We start from the raw sequence: 20,425 nt of genomic DNA on the forward strand, positions 1-20,425 counted from the left end.
AGTACTAAGGCGAAAGTGACAAACCGTGCTTAGGATGGGCTACGCATGGCACGTCTGAGCAGTGCAGAACATGATGGGAGACGAGCATGTCTCGCTCGGCCTGGGACGGCGAGCCGATCGGCACGACTGTCAAGCGACTTCGCCGGCAACGCAGTCTCACCCAGGAGGCGCTCGCGCTACGGGTCGGCTGCTCGCGCAGCCTGATTCAGCAGATCGAGAATGGCAAACGCATTCCCTCGCCTGCCCAGCGCGAGAAGCTGAGCGCGGTGCTGGGTGAGCGTCTGCCCGGAGGCGATGAGACGGACGCCGAGACCAGCGAACTGCGTATCCGTTTCAACATCCTGCTGGGCGAGAAGCCTGATATTGCCAACCGTGTCCTCGCGCTCGCGCAAACGCTGGCCGCGCTCGAGGACACGGGGGAGGATCTCGTGCCGTTGCGGGAGATCGCAGAGCGACAGCTGGCGCGAGCAGAGGAAGTGCTGACGCAGATTCCCTCGGGAAGTGTCGTTGTGCGGGAGTGGAATACGGTCATCGACTGGCTCACGGTGCTGGACCGGGCGCAGGAGCGGATTTGTGCCATCCACACCGCGGAACTCGGAGCCATCGGTGGCGATGTCGGCGACGAGTATCACCGCGCGATTCTGGGGAAGGCTCGATCCGGCGTGTCCGTGCAGCGTGTCTATGTCCTGGACGACGTTGTAAATGTGACGTCCTATGAGGACAAACTATGGCAGCAGGTCAGGGCGGGCGTCGAAACCACGTTGGTGAACCGGGAGTTCGCGCCCAATGCGCAGGGCATCCTGATCGTCGATGGCAGCTACGTACTGGCTGGGGATTACGATTTCCGCCGCCGTGAGCGGGACTCCAGCAGGTTCTCGACACTGCGGCACGATGTGCAGGCCGCGCAAAGAAAGTTCAACCACCTCCGTGAACTCAGGAGTTACGGAATGGCGCTGGTAGTCAACGATCTCGTCGAACGTACGGGACTGACACACTACGAGCGCTTGGAACAGGAGGACTGCCGCGCCCGTTTCCGTACGGTTTTGCGTCGGGCGTGGAACAACGAGAAGCCCGACACCGAAGGCTTGCGCTCATGAGCCGGAATGTTGCGTGGCCGCCGGAACCGGATGCACTCCAGTTGGCGGACCGCTCAGACGAGCGGAAAAGGATCGCGCGCATGTATCTCGGTGCCCAGAGCCGATTCGAGGGGACCGCGGGTCGCGTGTACCACGGGATTCTGGACGGTTTCCATGGGGAGCCGGACTGCCCATGGACGAGGGGGCGGCGGCTGCCCTGAACGCGGCGTGGGACGAGCTCTTGGTCCGGGAGGGGCTGCAGGCTCTGCCGGCCGGTGCGGTGGTGGTCGATCTGACGGCCCGATCCGGTGGCAACTGTGTGGTTACCTGTGTCGACAGCATGGTGAAGGCGTCCAACGACATCACGGTGATCCATCGATCCAACTTCCCTTCATTCCAGCCGCATGTCGCGAGTTGCGAATACGGGGCAGCCGCGGCCGCCGCGATTCTTCGCTACAGCGCGGCGGACATCATTTGACCTACGCAGGTGGTAGTTCGTCCCACGCTTGTTCAAGGGCGGCATGGAACAAGCCGCGGCACTCACCGACATCGAGGCTCGTGAATTGCGACAGCGGCGGGTTTGCGATCAGATCGTTGATCCGGATTGCTTTGCCTCGCCTGCGAAGTGCTTCGAGCTTCTCGAATCGATTCACCTGGAAGTCGATATCCGGCTGCAGAGTCGAGAACCTGCTTGCCAAGCGGCCTTCGCGCAAAGTGTCGTAATCGCCGGAGATGGCGAATCTCTCGTCCACAACGAGCACGCCTTGAGCATTGGGCGCATGGGATCGCTTGACCACCAGGTTCCCGATGCCGGCGCGAGTCATCTGCCACAACCGATCGTCGTAGGGCCAAAGGTCCGAAACCGAGTCGATGACGTAGATTCGGTGAATGTCGACGGTGGCTGAGCCTGTTCGAGCGGCTAATCGCAGCATGGTGGCGTGATATTCATCGCCGACTTCGCCGCCGATGGCCGCGAATCCCGCGGCATGTACCATCCGGACCGATCGAGTTGCCTGCTCGATCACCGTGCACCAGTCGGCGACGGTGTTCCACTCAGGTACCCGGGCCACGCGCGAAGGCACCTGCGCCAGTACGTTTTCCGCTCGCTCCAATTGCCGCATTGCAATCGCTCGTAGGGAAGCCACCTCTGGACCGGCTGCACCCGCGGCCACGAGGCCCTGTGCGATGCGAAGTGCGTGTTCGGCTGCTACGGGGTCGCGGCCCAGCAACACATTGAATCCCATGCGGAGGTTGTCTGCCCGGGTATCAGCGGCCTCGGCCGGGGCAACCGTGCGTCCGGATGCGGGCAGGGGGACACCGAGTACCGCACTGAGACTCTCCCGCAGGGGGCGCTGTGGTATTCGGGCGCCGCTCTCGATCTGCTGGATCTGACTGCGTGAGCATTTCACCTTGTCGGCCAGGGATTTCTGGGTCAGGCTCCGTTCTTTGCGCAGCCTGCGGATCAGATCTCCGATCGGTTCTCCGACCGGGTCGTAGCGCGTCATTTCGGCCCCCTGCGCCGACCCAGCTGCTCAATGTGTGTCACAAAAGCTTAGATCGTGGCCGCGTTCGTGGCCAGACATCCGATGATTCGCGGCGAGGACAGCGATTGAGCGGATACCCCGGCAAATATCAAGGGACAGTGAGCAGTTCGGTAGATGCCAATCGAGGCGATTCGCAAACTTTCTGTATCGCATAGGTATTCGAGAAGGCGACAGGGCAATGGCACTCCATATCACCGACCGATCCATCACCAGTGATCTCACCCCGGAGACGGCCCACCGCGTACCGGACCCCGGTGGAGGGAGTTGGTTGCTGACCTGGCTTCCGGGCCGGCTCCTGACGCGGGAGCAGGCCATCGACGCCATGATGCTGGACGAGTTGCTCAGTGATCCGGAGGCGGACGGGGGCGCGGCCCTGCGGTCGGCCGCTCAGCGTGCGACGTCGCTGGGGATGGATGTGGCCGAGGCCGTTCTGCTGCTGGCCACAAGGGTGGTCGAGCGGGACCGTCACCGCGTGGAGCGGGCTCGTCGCTGTCGCCGAAGTGGCCCGAATGTGCCGGGATGTGGGGTGCCGCAACGGTTTCTGTTCCGATGCTTGTCGGCGTCGGCGGTGCTCGGCCGCATTCTCTATGCCGTGGCCACGCTGCCGTCACTGTCGTTCGTGGTGGTGGCGCTGCTGGCCGCGCGGCTGACCTCCAATGGCTGGGTGGTCTCCGGGGTCACGGTCGCCGCGTCGGCGCTGACCTGCACGGTGACGCTGGCGGGGAGTCGCTGAGCCGCGCGTGTCGCCGGAGGTTCGCCGGAATCGGGTGGTTCGATGGCGGGATGGAGCTGCGCCGGGATCTGGGTGAGACCGTTGATGGGCTGATGCCCGAGTTGAAAGGGCTGCTCGGGCAATTGGTGGCGATACCGTCGATCGCGTTTCCGGAGTATCCGAAGGAGAATGTGCAGCGGGCCCACGATCTGATCGCCGAGGAGTTGCGGAAGTCGGGGGTGGGGGAGATTCGGGTGTTGAGTCTGCCGGATACGTCGCCGGTGATTTACGGGCGGATCTCGGCGCCCGAGGGCGCGCCGACCGTGTTATTGTACGGGCATTACGACGTGCAGCCGTCGGGGGATGAGAGTCTTTGGAAGACACCGCCGTTCACGCCTACCGAGAAGGATGGGGCGATTTACGGGCGGGGGGCGGCGGACTGCAAGGCGAATGTGGTGGCGCATATCGGGGCGTTGCGGGCGTTCGGGGGGAAGCCGCCGGTGGGGTGACGGTGGTTATCGAGGGGCAGGAGGAGTATGGGTCGGTTTTCGATGACTATCCGGCGGAGAAGCCGGAGTTGTTCACGGCCGATGCGCTGCTCATCTGCGATGCGGGGAATATCAGGGCGGGGCAGCCGACGTTGGTGACGGCGTTGCGCGGGGTGGCGGATGTGTTCGTGGAGGTGCGGACGCTGGAGGCTCCGGTGCATGCGGGGCAGTTCGGTGGGGCGGCGCCGGATGCGTTGCTGGCGTTGATCAGTGCGCTGTCCACGCTGCACGACGCGGATGGGAATGTGGCGGTGGCGGGGCTGCGGCGGGACAAGTGGGGCGGGGCGAATTACACCGATAAGGAGTTCGCGGAGGTCACGGGGATGGCGGCGGGGATGCCGTTGCTCGGGACGGGGCCGATCGGGGAGCGGATTTGGTACGGGCCCGCGATCACGGTGATCGGGCTGGACGCCCCGGCAACGAAAACCGCTGCGTCGGCGGTGGTTCCGTATGCGAAGGCGTATCTGAACGTGCGGGTGCATCCGGAGCAGGATCCGGCGCAGGGGCAGCGGGCGGTGATCGAGCATCTGAAGAAGGTGCGGCCGTTCGGGATCGAGCTCGAGGTGACCGGCGGGGATATCGGGGCCGGGTTCGCGGCGGGCACGAGCGGTTCCGCGTATGCGGCGATGGGGGAGGCGATGAAGAAGGCGTGGGGCGTGGACGCCATCGATTCGGCCATGGGCGGGTCGATTCCGCTGACCAATTCCATGGCGGCGGCCAATCCGAACTCCGAGGTGCTCATGCTCGGCGTCGAGGATTCCAAGTGCAATATGCACGGCTTCAACGAGCGAGTACTGGTGAGCGAGTTGCGGAATGTGGCGCTCGCCGAGGCCGAGTTCTTCCAACTCTTCGCGGACAGGATGCGCAAGTGAGCGACGTCGGAACCGTCGAGCAGCCCCAGACCGCGCCGGAACCCGCACGGCACCGCAAGAAGTGGACGTTCCCGTCCACATACACCATTCTCGCGGGCGTCACCCTCGCGGTCTGGCTGGCGGCGTTCGTGATTCCGCCGGGCGCGTACGACACCGACGACAAGGGACACCCGATCGCGGGCTCGTACCACCGCCTCACCGATGCCAAGGGTTTCGGCGAGCGGGTGCGGGATCTGTTCCTGGCTCCGGTCAACGGGCTCTACGGCATTCAGGACGGCAAGACCGGCCAGGTCGCCCCCGATGTGTCCGGGTCGCTGTACGGTGCGGCCGCGGTGTTCCTGTTCGTGCTGGCGGTGGGCGCGTTCATCACCGTCGCCTTCGCCACCGGCGCGCTGGACAGCGGCATCGGGCGGCTGGCGTTCAAGCTGCGCAACCGCTCGTATCTGCTGATCGTCGGCATCATGGTGGTGTTCGCGGTCGCCGGTACCGTCGAGGGTTTCGCCGAGGAGACGCTGGGCTTCTACGCCCTGCTGGTGCCGTTGACCCTGGCCCTGGGGTACGACCGGATGACCGCGGTCGGCGCGATCATCACCGGGGCGGGCATCGGCGTGTTGTGTTCCACGGTCAATCCTTTCGCCACCGGCACCGCCTCCTCGGCGGCGGGCATCGCCATCGGCGACGGCATCGTGCTGCGCCTGGCCATGCTGGTGGTGCTGACCGTGGTCACCGTCGCGTATGTCATCTGGTACGCCCGCCGCGTCAAGGCCGACCCCGAGAAATCCTGGTCCGGTTGGCAACCCGGCGACCGCGAGGTGAAAGCCGATGAGCACGAACCGGATCCGATGACCAAGCGGCAGGTGTCGGTGCTGTGGCTGGTCGGCCTCACCTTCGCGTTCATGATCTTCTCGATCATTCCCTGGGGCACGGTGATCAAGGGCCCGGACGCGAATCCCTACAAGTGGGAACTGGGTTGGTACTTCCCCGAGCTCACCGCGCTGTTCCTGGTGGGCGCGATCGCGGTCGGGCTGGTGGGCGGTCTGGGCGAGGGCAAGATGTCGGAGAACATCGGCAAGGGGTTCAGCGATTTCGTCGGCGCGGGCTTCGTCATCGTGCTCGCCCGCGGGGTCACCGTCATCATGAACAACACCCAGATCACCAGCACGGTGCTGCACGCGCTGGAGGGCGTGGTGTCGGGCACCTCGTCGGCGGTCTTCGCGGTGGGCGTGTTCCTGGTGAACGTCCCGCTGGCCTTCCTCATCCCGTCCACCTCGGGACACGCCACCCTGGCCATGCCGATCATGGCCCCGCTGGCCGACTTCGCCCATGTGCCGAGGTCGCTGGTGGTGACGGGCTGGCAGTCGGCGTCGGGCTGGGCGAACCTGGTCACCCCGACGACCGCGGTGGTCACCGGTGGTATCGCCCTGGCCAAGGTCCGCTACGACCGCTATGTGAAGTTCATCGTCCCGCTGATGGCGATCCTGTTCGTGCTGATCTGCGTGTTCCTGGCGATCGCGGCCTGGATCGGCTGATCCCCGGAGCTAGGCCCCCGGGAACCGCATTCCGGTGTACTGGGTCCAGAACCGGTCGAAGTAGGACTCCATATCGATGGACGGGTCGATGAGCCAGCGTGATTGCAGTCCGTCGGCCAGCGCCATGAATGCCGTCGCCATCAGCTCGGGGTCCACGCTCGCGGGCACCGTGCCCGCCCGCTGCATCTCCCGCAGCAGTGCGGCGAATCCGGCGGTGCCGCGTTCGTAGTGCTCGCGCATGTAGGCGTGCGCGGGGTGGCGCGGGTCGGCGGCGGCCGCCTGCATGTGGGTGAACAGCTCGATCAGCCCGGGCACCTGGGTGTTGCGCCGGATGATGCGGACCAGCAGTTCGGGGCCGGGCGCGCCGGCGGCGGCCATGTCGACCTCGTCGCGTTTGCGCAGCACCGCGACGAACAGCTCTTCCTTGGACCCGAAGTAGTGCAGTAGTCCGCTCTGGCTCAGGCCGACGGCCTCGGCCAGCTCGGCCACCGAGGTCGCGAGAAAGCCACGCTCGGCGATGGTGCGCAGGGCGGCCTCGAGGATCTGCTCCCGCCGCTCGATGCCCTTCCCGTACGGTCCGCGTTTCGCCATCGGGAAAGTCTAAGCGGACTCTGAGAGTTTCTTGTCCTCCAAAACCGTGCACTGTACGGTTTTCGATATGGGATCCCGCCGCCGCATTCTCGGCCTGGTCGTTCTGGCCGCCTCCGCCGCGCTGACCGCGACCGCCGCCCCGGCCTTCGCCCGGCCGGAGCCGCCCGCGCGGGTCGACCCGCTGGGCCAGGACTTCCTCTGGGGCGTGGCGGCCTCGGGCTTCCAGTCCGAAGGGCATGCGCCGGACAGCAATTGGTCGCGTTACGCCGCGTCCGGGAAAACCCAGGACCCGTACCGGGATTCGATCGACTTCTACGACCGGTATCTCTCGGACATCCAGCTCGCCAAGGGGCTGGGCGTGAAGGTGTACCGGATCGGCATCGAATGGGCGCGGGTGCAGCCGCAGCCCGGCGTGTGGGACGAGGACGGACTTCGCTTCTACGACAAGGTGATCGGGGCCATCGAGGCGGCGGGTATGCGGCCCATGCTCACCCTCGATCACTGGGTGTACCCGGGCTGGGAGGCCGACCGCGGCGGGTGGAACAACGCCGGGATGGTCGAGGACTGGCTGGCCGATGCCCGCCGGATCGTGGACCGGTACGCGTTCGGCAATCCACTCTGGGTGACCTTCAACGAACCCGCCATGTACATGGCCAACGAGGTCCGGCTGGGCATCCTCCCCGCCACCGCGATCGGGGTCATGCGGGACCGAATCGCGCAGGCGCACAATGCCATCTACGACTACATCCACCAGGCGCAGCCGGGCGCTCTGGTCACCAGCAATGTCGCCTACATCCCGGTCTCCGAGGATTCGGTGAACGGCCCGCTGAGCGACAGGATCGCCGCCAAGCTGGACTACATCGGCATCGACTACTACTACGGGCTGTCCCCGGACGCCCTGCGCTCGCCCATCACCACCGAGCTGTGGACAAACCCGTTGCAGCCCGACGGGATTTACTATGCGCTGGAACACTATTCGCGCGCCTTCCCCGGCAAGCCGCTCTACATCGTCGAGAACGGCATGCCCACCGAGAACGGCAAGCCCCGCGCCGACGGCTACACCCGCGCCGACGATCTGCGCGACACCGTCTACTGGGTGCAGCGTGCCAAAGCCGACGGCATGAACGTGATCGGCTACAACTACTGGAGCCTCACCGACAACTACGAATGGGGTTCCTACACAACGCGATTCGGCCTGTACACGGTGGACGTGCTGACCGATCCGGCGCTCACCCGCCGCCCCACGGACGCGGTCCCGGCCTACACCGCGATCACCCGCGACGGCGGCGTACCCGCCGACTATCGCCCGACTCGTGATCCCAAGGACTGCTCGCTGGTCGATCCGCTCACCAGCTGCACCGATCCGGTCACCTTGCCCCGCTAGGCCCGGTCAGACCCTCCGGCGGGCGGGGACGCCGTTGATAGTCGAGATATATTCGGCGGCAACCGATCCGGGCAAGGTCATAGTCCGGTTCTATGAGTGTATCGGACCGAGGTGGCTACCAACTGGTTATAACCAGATGAATAGTTGGGGTACAACGAATCCCCGACGAAATCAGGACACCATGTACACCCTGCTCTTTGCTCTCATCCTGCTGTGTGTGGTGGCGGTGGTTCGCAGCTGGCCGCGGGGCTATGCGATGGGTCTGTGCTCGGCGACCCTGGCCCTGTCGATGCTGGCTTTCCTACCCCACGTCATCGACCACTCCTTCACCCTCAGCCTGTGAACGCCGCCTCAGGAGCCGACCTCTCATGACCACCTTCGCAACCCCACCACCGCAACCGGCGTCATCACCGATTCGCCCGAACTCTCCGACCGGCGTCCCGGACCTTCGAACAAGCTCGGACTCTCGAACAAGCTCGGACTCTGGTTCGCCCACGTCTACGTGATCGGCATGTGCGCCACCCTGCTCGGCGCCTACATCTTCCAGTTCGCGCTGTGGGAGTACCCCTGCCCGATGTGCCTGCTGCAGCGAATGTTCTTTCTGCTCAGTGCGATCGGCCCGACCTACATCATCATCCGCTCGCGCACCGGAGCGGTGACCACCCGCGAGTTCGCCGCCGGCTGGGGCTGGGCCGTCGTGGCCGCGATCCTCGGCAGCTTCGTCTCCGGCACCCAGGTGCTCATGCACATCGTGCCCCCGGACCCCGGATACGCCGGCACCCTGCTCGGCCTGCACCTCTACACCTGGGCCTTCATCACCTTCGTGCTGGCCGTGCTCGCCGCCGGGATCGTGCTCTTCCTGGCCGCCTACAGCGAACCGGGCAAGGTGGCAGCCCCTTCCGCCGCCCTGCGCCGCGCCGCCGCCATCACCCCCGCGGTGCTGTTCACCTTCGCCGCCACCAACCTGATCGCCTGCTTCTTCCTGCAGGGCCTGAACTGGAAGATGAGCGGTGATCCGACCAGCTACCAGTTCTTCACCGATCTGGGCTGGTGACAACGAAATCCGCCCGCCCACACCGGAAACGGTGTCGGCGGGCGGATTCGCATGTCCGTGTCAGCGCAACGCCGGAATGACCTCGCGCTCGAAGAGTTCCAGCCCGGACGTGTCGTAGGCGGTCTCGGGGAAGTAGTGAATCGAGTACCCGAGACCGAGTTCCTTCACCTCGGACAGCCTTTCGACGACCTGCTCCGGGGTGCCGACGGCGGGGGAGTCGCGGAACAGATCCTTCACGTGCTGGGCCGCGCCCTCGGCCCCGACGAACGGCGTCAGCCGCGTCTCCAGTTCCGCCAGTCGCTGCTGCACCTCCGCCTCGGTCGCGGCGACCAGCGTGTTGAAGTTGGAGCTGCGGGTGATGGCGTCGAAATCCGTTCCCACCTGGGCACAGTGGGTGCGCAGCAGCTCCGACTTCTGCGTGAACGTCTCGGGGTCACCCGCGAAATTGGTGTACTGCGCGTATTTCGCCGCGATCCGCAGCGTCACCTTCTCGCCGCCGCCCGCGATCCAGATCGGAATCCCGCCCTCCTGCAAGGGAAGCGGCCGCACGATGGCTCCGTCGACCTGGTAGTGCTTGCCGTTCAGGGTGGCCCTGCCGGTGGTCCACGCCTGCCTGAAGATCTGTACGCCCTCGTCCAGGCGGCCCAATCGCACACCGGCGGAAGGGAATCCGTAGCCGTAGGCGCGCCATTCGTGCTCGTACCAGCCGCCGCCGATGCCCATCTCCACGCGCCCGCCCGAGATCAGGTCCACGGTGGCGGCGACCTTGGCCAGATAGGCCGGGTCGCGGTAGCTCATGGCGGTGCACATCTGGCCCAGCCGGATGCGCGAGGTGCTCGCGGCCAGCGCGGACATCAGTGACCACGCCTCGTGGGTGGCCTCCTCGGTGGGCACCGGCACGGTGTGGAAGTGGTCGTAGACCCACAGTGATTCCCAGGCGTCGCCGGAGTCGGCCCGCCGGGCCAGCTCCCGCATCGTTTCCCATTGCGCCGCGGGGTCGATGCCGACCAGATCCAGCCGCCAGCCCTGCGGAATGAAGATGCCGAAGCGCACTAGCTCTCTCCTCTGTTCGGTGTTGTCACCTGTGCCGGGCCGAGTACCTTGCGCAGTGCCGAGGCCACGGCTTCGAGGTCGGCCGCGTCCAGTCTGCCTCCGAAACGCTTTTCGATGCCGGTCAGATAGTGCGGCGCGGCCTCGCGGAAGCGGCGGCGGCCCGCGTCGGTAATGCTCACGAAGGCCGAGCGCCCGTCGTCGGGATTGGATTCACGGCGAACCAAACCGTGCGATTCCATCTCGGTGACCAATCGGCTCACCCGGGTGCGGCTGAGCACCACGCGTTCGCCCAGGTCGCTCATCCGGAGCCGGTGCGGCGCATCGAGTTCCAGCAGGACGTCGTACCAGCTCAGCGGCAGTCCGGTGGCCCGGCGCAGTTCGGCGTCGAGTTCGGGCACGAGTTTGGCGTGCACCTGGAGCAGGGCCGCCCAGGCGTGGACGGCCGGATGCGATCGGGATGCGGACACCAGCCCATCATAACCAGTTGCGTGCGCGCGCACGTAAGTAGTAGCGTGCACACGCACATATTTTCGTGCTCGGAAAGGAAATCCCATGACCGCACTCATCACTCGCGACGAACTCGCCAAGGAAATCGAGGCCGGAACCGTCACCGTGCTCGACGCGCTCGGCGGCGAGTACTACGCCAAGGCGCATCTCCCCGGCGCGTTCGCCCTGGTCGAGTCCGACGTGGAAACCCAAGCCCCGCAGCTGCTCCCGAACCGCGACGCGGCCATCGTCACCTACTGCTCCAACGCCGCCTGCCCCAACAGCCAGAACGTGGCCACCAAGCTGGAACGGCTGGGCTACACCAACGTCCGCAAATACCGGGACGGCATCCGGGACTGGACCGAGGCGGGCCTGCCGATCGAAAGCTGATTGTCCCAGACAGAATACGGTGGGAGGCCGCGACCGGCGCGGCCCGTCCGCCTAGGCCGTCGGGCGGGAGCGGGTGACGATGGCCAGGCAGATGACCGCGCCGGTGGCGAGGATGCCCAACATGGCGGGGTAGCCGATGCCGGTGGCGTCGTGGCAGACGGCCATGACGGCGGGGACGCCGAAGCCGAGGTAGCTGACCGCGTAGAAGACGGCGGTGAGGCCGGCGAGGTCGTCGGGGCGGGCCATGCGCTCGATTTCGAGCAGGCCCGCGACCAGGCCGCTGCCGAAGCCCATGCCCAGGAAGATGGCGGTCAGGATGGTCAGTGACATGGTGAGGGTGGCGGAAGCGGCTGCGGCCAGCAGCATTCCGGTGATGATCAGGGTCAGCGCCAGGACCGGGAGGCGGAGGGTGCCGGGGCGGTCGAGGCGGCGGGCGACGGATTGGATTGCGAAGCCGCAGCCCAGGGTGATGACGGTGATGAGGGCGGAGAACGCGACGGGGGCGTTGTGCGCCTTGGGCATCATGAGGGTCGGCATGATGGCGTAGGCCACCGCGGAGCAGGTGAACAGCCACAGGGACAGCGGCAGCGCCACGGTGCGGAAGCGGTGGTGGGCGGCGGCGGGGACCTTCAGATCGTCCCGTAGTCGACCCGGGTTCGCCTGCGGGACGGTGGTTTCCGGGGCGCGCAGCAGCAGCGCGGCGGCCAGCAGGCACAGGGTCACGTTGATCAGGTACGCCAGGGTGTCCGGCAACGGGGCCCACTGTGCCAGCACCCCGGCCACGCCCGCACCCAGGCCGAAGCCGCCGGTCAGGCTCATGGCCGAGCGGCGAGCGCCGGCGCCGGAAACGGTTTCGGCGGTGTAGGGGGACTGTGAGAGTTCCTTGAGCCAGCTGCTGCCCACGGCCATGGCCAGGCCCAGTGCGATGCCGCACAGCACCCGGCCGATGGAAAGCATTGGCACCGAGGACGATCCGAAGGCCAGGAAGGTCGAGCCCAGGGCCGCGATGACGGGCGCGGGTCGCATGAGCGGGCGCCGGCCGAAGCGGTCGGAGAGCGGGCCGCCGATCAGCAGGGCCGGGATGATGCCCAGCACGTATTCGAACAGCAGCAGGTCCACGGTGGTGACGGGCAGGCCGTCGCGCTTGTACATGACCAGCAGCGGGGTGAATTCGTTTCCGCCCCAGGCGATCGCGAAGATGGCCGCGGCCACGCCGAGCCACGCCTTGGGATGGGTGCCGAGACTTGCCGCCCGGGTGCCGACCGATGTCAGCGTCGCCATCACAGTCCTCTCAGGGTCACGCCGTGCACATGGGTCAGGTGCTCGGCGAGTGCGTCGGCGAAACCGGCGGCGTCGGCGGCTTCGATCAGGTTGGTGATTTCGGTGTGCTGCTCGATGATTCGATCCGGGTTGGTCTCGCCCCGGCGCAGCGCCACGCTGTTCATCCGGCGCTGGCGTTCGCGCAGCGAGTCGTAGAAGCCGATGAGCAGCGGATTGTCGGCGGCCACCACGTACTCGCGGTGGAAATCGGCGTCCACGATGGCGAATTCGTCGAGGTCACCGAGGTCGGCGAGTTCGCGCTGGCGGTCCAGGGATGCGCGCAGCCGGGGGATCAGCCCCGCCCGCGCGACACGGGTGAGCGCGTCGACCGCGCCGGTTTCCACCACGTAGCGGGCGTGGATCACGTGCTCGGCCTCGTGCGAGGGCGCCGGGACCACCAGTGCGCCGCGCTTGGGGTACAGCCGCATCCAGCCCTCGGTCTCGAGTCGCAGGAACGCCTCGCGGACCGGGGTGCGAGAGGTCCCGAGTTCCCCGGCCATCTCGTTCTCGCTGATCAGCTCCCCGCCCGGTAGCTTGCCGCTGAGGATGCGTTCCTTGATCTCGTGATAGGCCCGCTCGGCGGCGGAAGGCGTCTTGGACACGACTTGCATACTAGATGCGAACATGGGACGAATTGCCGGGATGTGGCCGGGTTCACGCGACGGGCGCTCGGCAATGCGAACAGCTGAGGGAGTTGCGCCGCAACCCTCTCAGCCGTAATGATTCATCCTGTTGGCGCTACGTCAGTAAGTGCCCGAGTCCAGGACGAGGAGGTCCGCATGGCGAACGACGCCCCGCCGCTGAACGAGGTCGTGAACAGTGCGCTGGAATTCACGGTTCCGGTCGCGCACAAGATGGGCGTGCGGGCCGAGGAGGTGCGCCCCGGCTTCGCGGCCAGCACCGTGCCGATCGAGGGCAATGGCAATCACTTCGGGGTCATGTACGCCGGGGTGCTGTTCACCGTCGCCGAAATGCTCGGCGGTGCGCTCGCCCTCGCGAGCTTCGACACCAGCAAGTACTTCCCGCTGGTGAAGGATCTGCACATCTACTTCCGCAGGCCCGCCGCCACCGATGTGCGGGCCGAGGCGACGCTGTCGGCGGAGGAGATCGCGCGCATCGCCGAGGAGGCCGAGTCCAAGGGCAAGGCCGACTACACGCTGAAGGCCGTCGTCACCGACGCCAACGGTGTGGTCGTCGCCGAGACCGAGGGGCTCTACCAGCTGCGCACGCACGGCAAGTAGGCGATAGTTCCGCGTCCGACCGGCCCGGCCCTGCGGCACGTGAGCTGTCGAAATGCCTGAGCCCCGGGGAGCCACCCCGGGGCTCAGGCATGTTCGCGGCGCTCGGGCCGTCGTCGATCCGGCTCAGGCGATGATGATCCAGCCCTCGCAGCCGGTCCCGGCGCTGCCCGGCCAATCCGAGCCGGACACCTTGAACGGGATGGCCCCGGGCATCGGGGTGCCGAGGTCGATCTTGGTGGTCTGCGCGGCGTAGGTGTCGGGCAGTGCGACGCGCTGGCCGTTCATATCGATCTTGGCGTCGTCGGTGAAGTTGTTGGAGGTGGTGACCTCCAGCGTGGTGGGCGTGAACGAGCGCGCAGTCAGCGTGGTCTGCGCGCACTTGCCCTTGGAGTAGTCGAGCGTGAGCCGCTGCGGGGCCGCGTCGGCCGAGGCCGGTGCGGCGAACGCGCCGGACATCGCACACGCGAGCATTCCCAGGGTGATGCGGCGGAGGTACACGGTCTTCACGAACAAAACCCCTTTCATGAGTTCACAGCAGTAGACGCCCCCCGATCGACGACGATCATGCCGTGCCGGGGCGTCCGGCACGCCGGGGACGCGCGGAAAGAATCGGCGCGGTTTGCGGAATCAGCGCACGCGCAGCGGCAGGCTGCGGTGGCGGCGCACGAAAATGCTCGGAAACCACTGCGGCGGGGCGTCTTCGACGAGGGCGAAGCCGGCGGTGCGCTCCAGCAGGGCGGTCAGGGCCGCGGTGGCCTCCAGCTTGGCCAGTGCCGAGCCGACGCAGAAGTGGATGCCGCGTCCGAAGGCGAGATTGTCGGCCCCGCTGCGGCGGTCCAGGTCGATGGCGTCCGGATGCTCGAAGCGTGCCGGATCCCGATTGGCCGCGCCCCAGGACAGCAGCACGTGACTGCCTGCGGGAATCTCGGTGCCGCCCAGCGCGGTATCGACGGTGACGTGTCGATGATGGCCGCGGAAGGGCGATTCCAGGCGCAACGCCTCGTCCAGGAAGTTGGGCAGCAGCGCGGGTTCGCGGCGCAGCTCTTCTTGGAGCTCCCGGCGGGTGGCGAGCAGACGGGCGGCATTGGCGATCAAGCCCGCCGTGGATTCGCCGCCCGCGCCGACGAGTTGGACCAGGATGAGCACGGCCACGGTGTCGGTGATCCCACCGGCCCGGTGGGCGTGGGCCAGGACGCCGAGCAGGTCCTCCTTCGGGTTCGCCAGGGCGGTATGGAATTCGATGTGGAGGTAGGCCGCCAGATCGGCCGCGGCGGTCGCGAGGTGGACGAAGCGGTCCGCGTCCACCAGGCCGCCCAGCATCTCGGTGCTGTCGTAGGCCCACGAGAGCAGTTGCGGCACATCGGTATCCGGCAGGCCGATGATGTCGGCGACCAAGGTCAGCGGGAGCCGGTCGGCCATGCCCGCGGCCCACTCGATGCGATCGCCGCGCAGCTCCTCGCTCCAGAGCCGGTCCACCAGCTCGGTGACGGTGGGTCCGAGCCCGCGAATCCGTTTGGCCAGCAAGGGCTGTACGAGCTTGCGCTGTATCTGATGGCTCGGGTCGTCCGCGGTGGCGAGCACGTGGATGGCTTGGCCGCCGCCGTCCATATCGAAGGTGAGGGGCGGCTGCCCCGGCTGCCGCAGCAGCGCACCGGTCAGGTGCGAGGAGAACTCCCCGGCCCGATTCACCGCCTCCGTCACCAGATCCCACGATGTCACCAGGTAGAAATCGCTGCCCGGGATGCGGTACACAGGCGACTCCGCGCGCAGCCGCCGATACAGCGGGTAGGGATCGTCGAGGTGCGCCGGATCGAAGAGGTCGACGGCATCGGGTGAGATCAGCGTCATGCGGCCCACGGTTTCCGGGCCTGAACCGACTGTCAACAACCGTCTCGCAGTGAGACGAGGCTACCCGACCGGCTCAGCGATGAGCTGGGCTTTCCCGCCCGTCTCGAGACTCCGGACTGCGGTCCGAGACGGCCGTCTAGTATCGAACGTCTACGCGAAACGCTGCTGGCCCAGGAGGCTCGGGTGATCGTGCGCGGACGGAAGTGGGCGGGACGAGCCGGAGCGGTGATTGCGGCGGTAGCCCTGCTCGTCATGGGTTTTCTGGTGAACGGGCCGGTGTCTCGAGCCGAATCGGCGGCCCCGGACATCGTCACCATCGACAGCGGTGGCCTGCACGGGGTACTGGCCCAGGACTACCGCGTGTTCAATGGAATCCCTTATGCCGCACCGCCGGTGGGCGAGCTGCGCTGGCGGCCGCCGCAGGCCGTCGCACCGTGGCCGGGCATTCGTGAGGCCCGCGATACCGCATCGAACTGTCCCCAGACGACCGGACTGGGCGGCCTGCGCTCCACCGACGAGGACTGTCTGTACCTGAACGTCTGGACCCCGCGCACCCTGCCCGCCGACGGCCGCGCGCTGCCCGTCATGGTGTGGATTCACGGCGGCAGTTTGCAGGTCGGCTCTGGAAGCACCTACGGCGCAGCGCCTCTGGTCGCACAGCCGGACGGCGACGCCATCGTGGTCACCATCAACTACCGCCTCGGCGCGCTGGGCTTCCTGGCCGCCTCGGCCCTCGACGAGGGCGCCGGCGCGGGCGACTACGGCCTGATGGATCAGCAGGCGGCGCTGCGCTGGGTGCAGCGCAATATCCCGGCCTTCGGCGGCGACCCGAACCGGGTCACGGTGGCCGGTGAATCCGCGGGCGGCATATCGATCTGCGCCCAGATGGCCGTCCCCGCCGCCGCGCAGCTGTTCCGCGCCGCCGTGCTCCAGAGCGGCCCGTGCACCGGCCAATCCCTTCCGGACGCCGAGGCCGACGGCGATGCCTGGGCGGCCGGACTCGGTTGCGCCGGACCAGATTCCGGGGCCTGCCTGCGTGCCCTCCCGCCGGACACCCTGATCGACCGCGCCCCCGATTCGGCAAGTGTGGTGTACGGCAACGCCTTCCTGCCGGAGAGCCCCGTGGCGCTGCTGAAAGCCGGTCGCCTGCTGCGGATTCCCACCTTCATCGGCTCCAACTACGACGAAATGGCCCTGTGGGTCTGGATGCGCTATGGCAACCCCCTCGGCCCCCGTCTCGCCCCCGCCGACTATCCCGCGGTCCTCGCCGCACAACTGAAACTCGCCCCGGCCGTCGTGGACCGGATCACGGCGGAGTACCCCCTCTCCGACTACCCCCAGCCCGCGGTGGCCCTGAGCCGAGCCTGGACCGACAAGGTCGTCTGCGACCTGAGCACCCAGATCCAGGACTTCAGCCGCCGAAACCCCACCTACGTCTACCAATTCGACGACCCGTCCCCATTGGCCCCACCCACCACCTTCCCGATGGGCGCCTTCCACGCCTCCGAACTCCCATCCCTGTTCGACCTCACCCAGGCAGGCCCCCTCCTGCACGGCATCATGACCCCCGACCAGCAACGCCTCGCCGCCGAAATGCGCCGCTACTGGGCGCATTTCGTCACCACGACCTCCGCGGACCCCGCCCCTTTGCAACCAATTCCGCAGTACTCCCCGAACACGCCGACCTATATGTCGTTCCGCCCCAGCGGCAACCGGCTCACCGACACCTTCGCCACCGATCACCGCTGCGCCTTCTGGTCCGGCCTACCCCGATAGCACCGGATCAGCGGCCGGTGAGTTCGGCGACTACGGGGGCGAAGCGTTCGGCGTAGTCGGCGCCGAAGACGAAGTAGGAGAAGCCGATTTCCTCTCGGCGGCGGTGGATTTCGTCGATGGCGGCGGCCGGGTCGTCGGGGAGGACGGTCATGGCGTCGGCTGCGCGCCAGGCGGCGGGGTCGGTGCCGGGGCCCGCCATGTGGGGTGCGACGGAGTCGCCGATGCAGGGGACGGCGAGGGCGAGTTCGGCGTCGCTGGTCGCGCGGAAGTCGCGTGCCATGCGGGTGACCTCGGCGCGGGGGTGATCGCCCAGGACGAAGGTGACCGTGTCCGCGACCTCGGCCGCCAGGGCGCGGGCCTTCGGGCCGTAGACGGCCATCGCGACGGGCGTGTGGTGGTCCGGGCCGTCGAAGGCGCGCAGTCGCTCGACGGTGTCCCGGATGGACGCCAGCCGCTCACTCGGCGGCGGCGTGCCGGGCATGCCCTTGTCGCGGAGCTCGTCCTCGATTCCCGGTCTGCCGGTGCCGATTCCCATCTCGAAGCGGCCCTCGGTCAGCAGCGACAGCGAGTGCGCCTCCCACGCCGTCAGCCACGCCGGGCGGAAGGGCGAGGCGTACACCCAGCTGCCCACGCGCAGGTCGGTGATGGCCGCGACGGTGGCCAGCATGGGCCCGGGCGCCGGCTGCATCAGCGGGAAGTCGGGTACCAGCAGCGTCGAGTACCCGCAATCGGCAATGCGGCGCACCCGATCTCGCCACGTCGGCACATCGGTCCTGAGCGGGGCGACGACCCCGAAGCGGAACGGTCTCGTCATAGCTGAACTCCTGTCTGTCACAACATTCGGAGTTATCGACGGCGGTCCCGCCCGAAACTCATCGCCGCACCGGAAAGCGTCGAGCGGCACCCGCGCGGCGGGACCACCCGATTCTGCTCGCCGAGTGTCGTCGTGGCGGTGTCGGTGGGGGTCGGTAGCGTCGTCGATCGTGGAAGCTGGGGAACGTATTCAAGAGCTCGCGGACCGGATCGTGGCGCTGCGCGAGGCCTACTATCAGGGCTCGCCGCTGGTCGCCGACGCCGAGTACGACGCGGTCGAGGACGAGTTGCGGGGGTTGATCGAGGCGCATCCAGAGCTCACGCCGGATCCGAATCCGCTGGATCAGGTCGGCGCGCCCGGGGTGCTGCACGCGCCCGTGCGGCATTCGCGGCCGATGCTCTCGCTGGAGAAGGCGACCACGGCCGAGCAGGTCGCCGCCTTCTTCGCCCGGTTCCCGGGGCAATCGGTGGTGGTGATGCCGAAGCTCGATGGACTGTCGCTGGCACTCGTCTATGAGGACGGGCGGTTCGTACGGGCGGTGACGCGGGGCGACGGCACCACCGGTGATGACGTGACCCTGCTGGTCGCGGCCTTGGTGGACGGGATTCCCGAGGGGATCGAGGTGCCCGGACGCGTGGAGGTCCGGGGTGAGGCCGTGATGCTGCGGTCCACCTTCGCCGCCTACAACACCGCGCATCCGGACAAGCCGCTGATCAATCCGCGCAATGCGGCGGCGGGCACGCTGCGGGCGAAGGATCCGGCCACCGTCGCCGAACGGCGCTTGCAGTTCTTCGGGTTCGACCTGGACGCCGAGGGCGGCGTCGCCGACCTCGAGGACGGGCTGCGGGCACTCGGGATCGCGGGCGCGCAGATGCGGCACTGCGAGGATGCCGAGCAGGCGCAGACCGCGATCGGTGCCATCGAGCGCGGCCGCGACGCACTGGCCTACGACCTCGACGGCGCGGTGCTGCGGCTGGCGGACCGAGATGCCTACGCGGCGGCGGGAACTCGATCGAGCTCCCCGCGCGGTGCCCTGGCGTTCAAGTTCGCCGCCGAGGAGAAGACCACGCTGCTCGCCGATGTGGTCTGGGACGTCGGCAAGACCGGCAAGATCGTGCCGGTCGCCTGGCTGGACCCGGTCTTCGTGGGCGGCACCACGGTCACCAAGGCCACGCTGGCCAGCCAGGAGGTGATCCGCGCCCGCGACATCAAGATCGGTGACACGGTGCTGGTCCGCCGCGCGGGTGACGTGATCCCCTTCGTGGCGGGCGTGCTCGACGCCTCCCGACGCACGGGCGAAGAGCGCGAGATCGTCCCGCCGACCGTCTGCCCCTCCTGCGGGCAACCGGTGACCGAACAGGGCAACAGCCGAGAGCTGTTCTGCACCAACGTTTCCTGCCCGGCCCAGACCGTGCGCAGGCTCATCCACTGGGCGTCGCGCGCCGCGGCGGACATCGACGCCATCGGGCCGGTGTGGATCGAGCGCCTCGCCGAGGCCGGGATCCTGGAGAACCCGTCGGACTTCTACACCCTGACCAAGGATCGCCTGCTCGAATTCGACCGCGTCGGTGAGGTTTCCGCCGCCCGCATGATCGACTCGATCGACGTCAGCCGCCGGGTCTGCCTGCGTCGCGCGCTGATCGGCCTGGCCATCCCCATGGCCTCCGACGGCACCGCCGCCCGCCTGGCCCGCGCGGGCTTCGCCACCCTCGAGGAGGTCGCCGACGCGGGCGAGGAACGGCTGGTGGCGGTGGACGATATCGGGCCGAAGGTCGCCGCCTCGCTGGTCGCCCACCTCACCCGGCTGCGCCCGGAACTGGAACGACTGCGCGAATTCGGTGTCTCCCTGGATGTTCGGGAGGAGGACCTACCCCCGGTCGTCGCCGCGGGTGCGCCGCTGGCGGGCAAGACGGTGGTGATCACCGGCGCGATCAGTGACCCGCGCTCGGGGGAGAAGGTCGCCCGCCCGACCTTCCAGCGCCTGTGCGCGAAGGCGGGCGCGACCGCCGCGTCCTCGGTGTCGGCGAATACCGATCTGCTCATCACCGGCGCCGGAGTCGGCGACAGCAAACTGACCAAGGCGGAGAAGCTCGGCGTCGAGGTCGTCGACCAGGGCGAGATCTGGAACCTGCTGATCGCCGCCAACGTCGTGTGAATTCATCAGGGGCGCGGGGCAACCTAGTGTCC

The 20,425-nt window shown here is 67.6% G+C and carries 22 protein-coding genes; 13 read left to right on the forward strand and 9 right to left on the reverse strand.

All coding sequences use genetic code 11. From position 1 onward, the window contains the following. The first annotated feature begins 86 nt into the window (after window positions 1–86). Both NS2_RS29735 and NS2_RS29740 read left to right on the forward strand, forming a co-directional pair. Window positions 87–1,097 (forward strand): helix-turn-helix transcriptional regulator, encoded by a 1,011-nt coding sequence (locus NS2_RS29735; protein ID WP_033090641.1) that lies wholly within the window; start codon window positions 87–89, stop codon window positions 1,095–1,097. A gap of 172 nt (window positions 1,098–1,269) precedes the next feature. Further along, on the forward strand, window positions 1,270–1,554 hold the full coding sequence (locus tag NS2_RS29740; protein WP_033090640.1) for a hypothetical protein: 285 nt from the start codon (window positions 1,270–1,272) through the stop codon (window positions 1,552–1,554). A gap of 1 nt (window position 1,555) precedes the next feature. Here the strand turns inward: NS2_RS29740 and NS2_RS29745 are convergent, their stop codons facing one another. After that, window positions 1,556–2,581, reverse strand: coding sequence for a helix-turn-helix transcriptional regulator (locus NS2_RS29745; RefSeq protein WP_052086937.1), 1,026 nt, complete (start codon window positions 2,579–2,581; stop codon window positions 1,556–1,558). 217 nt (window positions 2,582–2,798) lie between these two features. Here NS2_RS29745 and NS2_RS36400 point away from each other — a divergent pair, with 217 nt between their 5' ends. Genes NS2_RS36400 through NS2_RS29760 form a run of 4 tightly spaced genes read left to right on the forward strand, consistent with a single transcriptional unit; the run spans window position 2,799 to window position 6,281 of the window. After that, the gene (locus tag NS2_RS36400; RefSeq protein WP_063865094.1) at window positions 2,799–3,353 is read left to right on the forward strand and encodes a hypothetical protein; all 555 of its coding nucleotides are present in this window, start codon (window positions 2,799–2,801) and stop codon (window positions 3,351–3,353) included. 50 nt (window positions 3,354–3,403) lie between these two features. Further along, window positions 3,404–3,841: a M20/M25/M40 family metallo-hydrolase gene (locus NS2_RS37980; protein ID WP_228102710.1), complete on the forward strand. Its 438-nt coding sequence runs from the start codon at window positions 3,404–3,406 to the stop codon at window positions 3,839–3,841. Beyond that, a complete protein-coding gene (locus tag NS2_RS29755) occupies window positions 3,838–4,752 on the forward strand; it encodes a peptidase dimerization domain-containing protein (RefSeq protein WP_231992985.1) in 915 nt (304 codons plus the stop codon). Before NS2_RS37980 ends, NS2_RS29755 begins: the two co-directional genes overlap by 4 nt. Continuing rightward, entirely contained in the window at window positions 4,749–6,281 is a 1,533-nt protein-coding gene (locus NS2_RS29760) for a YfcC family protein (RefSeq protein ID WP_033090639.1), read from the forward strand. The genes NS2_RS29755 and NS2_RS29760 overlap by 4 nt, the downstream gene beginning before the upstream one ends. 9 nt (window positions 6,282–6,290) lie before the next feature. Here NS2_RS29760 and NS2_RS29765 read toward each other — a convergent pair whose 3' ends face one another. Continuing rightward, a complete protein-coding gene (locus NS2_RS29765; protein ID WP_052086936.1) occupies window positions 6,291–6,872 on the reverse strand; it encodes a TetR/AcrR family transcriptional regulator in 582 nt (193 codons plus the stop codon). Between the two features lie 67 nt (window positions 6,873–6,939). Here NS2_RS29765 and NS2_RS29770 point away from each other — a divergent pair, with 67 nt between their 5' ends. The 3 genes from NS2_RS29770 (at window position 6,940) to NS2_RS29775 (ending at window position 9,310) form a co-directional block, all read left to right on the forward strand. Further along, a complete protein-coding gene (locus tag NS2_RS29770) occupies window positions 6,940–8,256 on the forward strand; it encodes a family 1 glycosylhydrolase (RefSeq protein ID WP_033090638.1) in 1,317 nt (438 codons plus the stop codon). A 181-nt stretch (window positions 8,257–8,437) separates the two neighbouring features. Continuing rightward, window positions 8,438–8,599 carry a hypothetical protein gene (locus NS2_RS36405; RefSeq protein ID WP_155239238.1) on the forward strand — a complete coding sequence of 54 codons (162 nt, stop codon included), beginning with the start codon at window positions 8,438–8,440 and terminating at the stop codon, window positions 8,597–8,599. A gap of 63 nt (window positions 8,600–8,662) precedes the next feature. Further along, on the forward strand, window positions 8,663–9,310 hold the full coding sequence (locus NS2_RS29775; protein WP_071811651.1) for a disulfide bond formation protein B: 648 nt from the start codon (window positions 8,663–8,665) through the stop codon (window positions 9,308–9,310). A gap of 60 nt (window positions 9,311–9,370) precedes the next feature. Here NS2_RS29775 and NS2_RS29780 read toward each other — a convergent pair whose 3' ends face one another. Next, on the reverse strand, window positions 9,371–10,363 hold the full coding sequence (locus tag NS2_RS29780; RefSeq protein WP_033090637.1) for a TIGR03560 family F420-dependent LLM class oxidoreductase: 993 nt from the start codon (window positions 10,361–10,363) through the stop codon (window positions 9,371–9,373). Beyond that, the gene (locus NS2_RS29785) at window positions 10,363–10,830 is read right to left on the reverse strand and encodes a MarR family winged helix-turn-helix transcriptional regulator (RefSeq protein ID WP_033090636.1); all 468 of its coding nucleotides are present in this window, start codon (window positions 10,828–10,830) and stop codon (window positions 10,363–10,365) included. The genes NS2_RS29780 and NS2_RS29785 overlap by 1 nt, the downstream gene beginning before the upstream one ends. A gap of 85 nt (window positions 10,831–10,915) precedes the next feature. On the opposite strand from NS2_RS29785, the gene NS2_RS29790 reads away from it, so the two are divergent. Then, window positions 10,916–11,239 carry a rhodanese-like domain-containing protein gene (locus NS2_RS29790; protein WP_033090635.1) on the forward strand — a complete coding sequence of 108 codons (324 nt, stop codon included), beginning with the start codon at window positions 10,916–10,918 and terminating at the stop codon, window positions 11,237–11,239. Window positions 11,240–11,290: 51 nt separating this feature from the next. Here NS2_RS29790 and NS2_RS29795 read toward each other — a convergent pair whose 3' ends face one another. Then, window positions 11,291–12,520, reverse strand: a complete 1,230-nt coding sequence (locus NS2_RS29795) for an MFS transporter (protein WP_052486786.1) — start codon at window positions 12,518–12,520, stop codon at window positions 11,291–11,293. Further along, window positions 12,520–13,161 carry a GntR family transcriptional regulator gene (locus NS2_RS29800; protein WP_147207368.1) on the reverse strand — a complete coding sequence of 214 codons (642 nt, stop codon included), beginning with the start codon at window positions 13,159–13,161 and terminating at the stop codon, window positions 12,520–12,522. The genes NS2_RS29795 and NS2_RS29800 overlap by 1 nt, the downstream gene beginning before the upstream one ends. 177 nt (window positions 13,162–13,338) lie before the next feature. Between NS2_RS29800 and NS2_RS29805 the strand changes: the two genes are divergently transcribed. Then, entirely contained in the window at window positions 13,339–13,800 is a 462-nt protein-coding gene (locus tag NS2_RS29805) for a PaaI family thioesterase (RefSeq protein ID WP_081986279.1), read from the forward strand. 123 nt (window positions 13,801–13,923) lie between these two features. On the opposite strand, the gene NS2_RS29810 is transcribed toward NS2_RS29805, so the two are convergent. Both NS2_RS29810 and NS2_RS29815 read right to left on the reverse strand, forming a co-directional pair. Then, complete coding sequence (locus NS2_RS29810) at window positions 13,924–14,325, reverse strand: hypothetical protein (protein ID WP_033090633.1); 402 nt, start codon at window positions 14,323–14,325, stop codon at window positions 13,924–13,926. 102 nt (window positions 14,326–14,427) lie between these two features. Next, entirely contained in the window at window positions 14,428–15,648 is a 1,221-nt protein-coding gene (locus NS2_RS29815) for a cytochrome P450 (protein WP_033090632.1), read from the reverse strand. Between the two features lie 183 nt (window positions 15,649–15,831). Here NS2_RS29815 and NS2_RS29820 point away from each other — a divergent pair, with 183 nt between their 5' ends. Next, window positions 15,832–17,424 (forward strand): carboxylesterase/lipase family protein, encoded by a 1,593-nt coding sequence (locus NS2_RS29820; RefSeq protein WP_143161202.1) that lies wholly within the window; start codon window positions 15,832–15,834, stop codon window positions 17,422–17,424. A 7-nt stretch (window positions 17,425–17,431) separates the two neighbouring features. Here the strand turns inward: NS2_RS29820 and NS2_RS29825 are convergent, their stop codons facing one another. Further along, complete coding sequence (locus NS2_RS29825) at window positions 17,432–18,238, reverse strand: LLM class flavin-dependent oxidoreductase (protein WP_033090631.1); 807 nt, start codon at window positions 18,236–18,238, stop codon at window positions 17,432–17,434. A gap of 169 nt (window positions 18,239–18,407) precedes the next feature. Between NS2_RS29825 and ligA the strand changes: the two genes are divergently transcribed. After that, a complete protein-coding gene (gene ligA, locus NS2_RS29830; protein WP_147207369.1) occupies window positions 18,408–20,393 on the forward strand; it encodes an NAD-dependent DNA ligase LigA in 1,986 nt (661 codons plus the stop codon). Window positions 20,394–20,425: the final 32 nt, after the last annotated feature.

The organism is Nocardia seriolae NBRC 15557 (assembly GCF_007990715.1).
GTDB classification, from domain to species: Bacteria; Actinomycetota; Actinomycetes; order Mycobacteriales; family Mycobacteriaceae; genus Nocardia; species Nocardia seriolae.

Bases quoted from the DNA above. Each gene is read 5' to 3' on its own strand.
- NS2_RS29735 (WP_033090641.1), top strand. From the start codon at position 87: ATGTCTCGCTCGGCCTGGGACGGCGAGCCGATCGGCACGACTGTCAAG.
- NS2_RS29740 (WP_033090640.1), top strand. From the start codon at position 1,270: ATGGACGAGGGGGCGGCGGCTGCCCTGAACGCGGCGTGGGACGAGCTC.
- NS2_RS29745 (WP_052086937.1), bottom strand. From the start codon at position 2,581: ATGACGCGCTACGACCCGGTCGGAGAACCGATCGGAGATCTGATCCGC.
- NS2_RS36400 (WP_063865094.1), top strand. From the start codon at position 2,799: ATGGCACTCCATATCACCGACCGATCCATCACCAGTGATCTCACCCCG.
- NS2_RS37980 (WP_228102710.1), top strand. From the start codon at position 3,404: ATGGAGCTGCGCCGGGATCTGGGTGAGACCGTTGATGGGCTGATGCCC.
- NS2_RS29765 (WP_052086936.1), bottom strand. From the start codon at position 6,872: ATGGCGAAACGCGGACCGTACGGGAAGGGCATCGAGCGGCGGGAGCAG.
- NS2_RS29770 (WP_033090638.1), top strand. From the start codon at position 6,940: ATGGGATCCCGCCGCCGCATTCTCGGCCTGGTCGTTCTGGCCGCCTCC.
- NS2_RS36405 (WP_155239238.1), top strand. From the start codon at position 8,438: ATGTACACCCTGCTCTTTGCTCTCATCCTGCTGTGTGTGGTGGCGGTG.
- NS2_RS29790 (WP_033090635.1), top strand. From the start codon at position 10,916: ATGACCGCACTCATCACTCGCGACGAACTCGCCAAGGAAATCGAGGCC.
- NS2_RS29795 (WP_052486786.1), bottom strand. From the start codon at position 12,520: ATGGCGACGCTGACATCGGTCGGCACCCGGGCGGCAAGTCTCGGCACC.
- NS2_RS29805 (WP_081986279.1), top strand. From the start codon at position 13,339: ATGGCGAACGACGCCCCGCCGCTGAACGAGGTCGTGAACAGTGCGCTG.
- NS2_RS29810 (WP_033090633.1), bottom strand. From the start codon at position 14,325: ATGAAAGGGGTTTTGTTCGTGAAGACCGTGTACCTCCGCCGCATCACC.
- NS2_RS29815 (WP_033090632.1), bottom strand. From the start codon at position 15,648: ATGACGCTGATCTCACCCGATGCCGTCGACCTCTTCGATCCGGCGCAC.
- NS2_RS29825 (WP_033090631.1), bottom strand. From the start codon at position 18,238: ATGACGAGACCGTTCCGCTTCGGGGTCGTCGCCCCGCTCAGGACCGAT.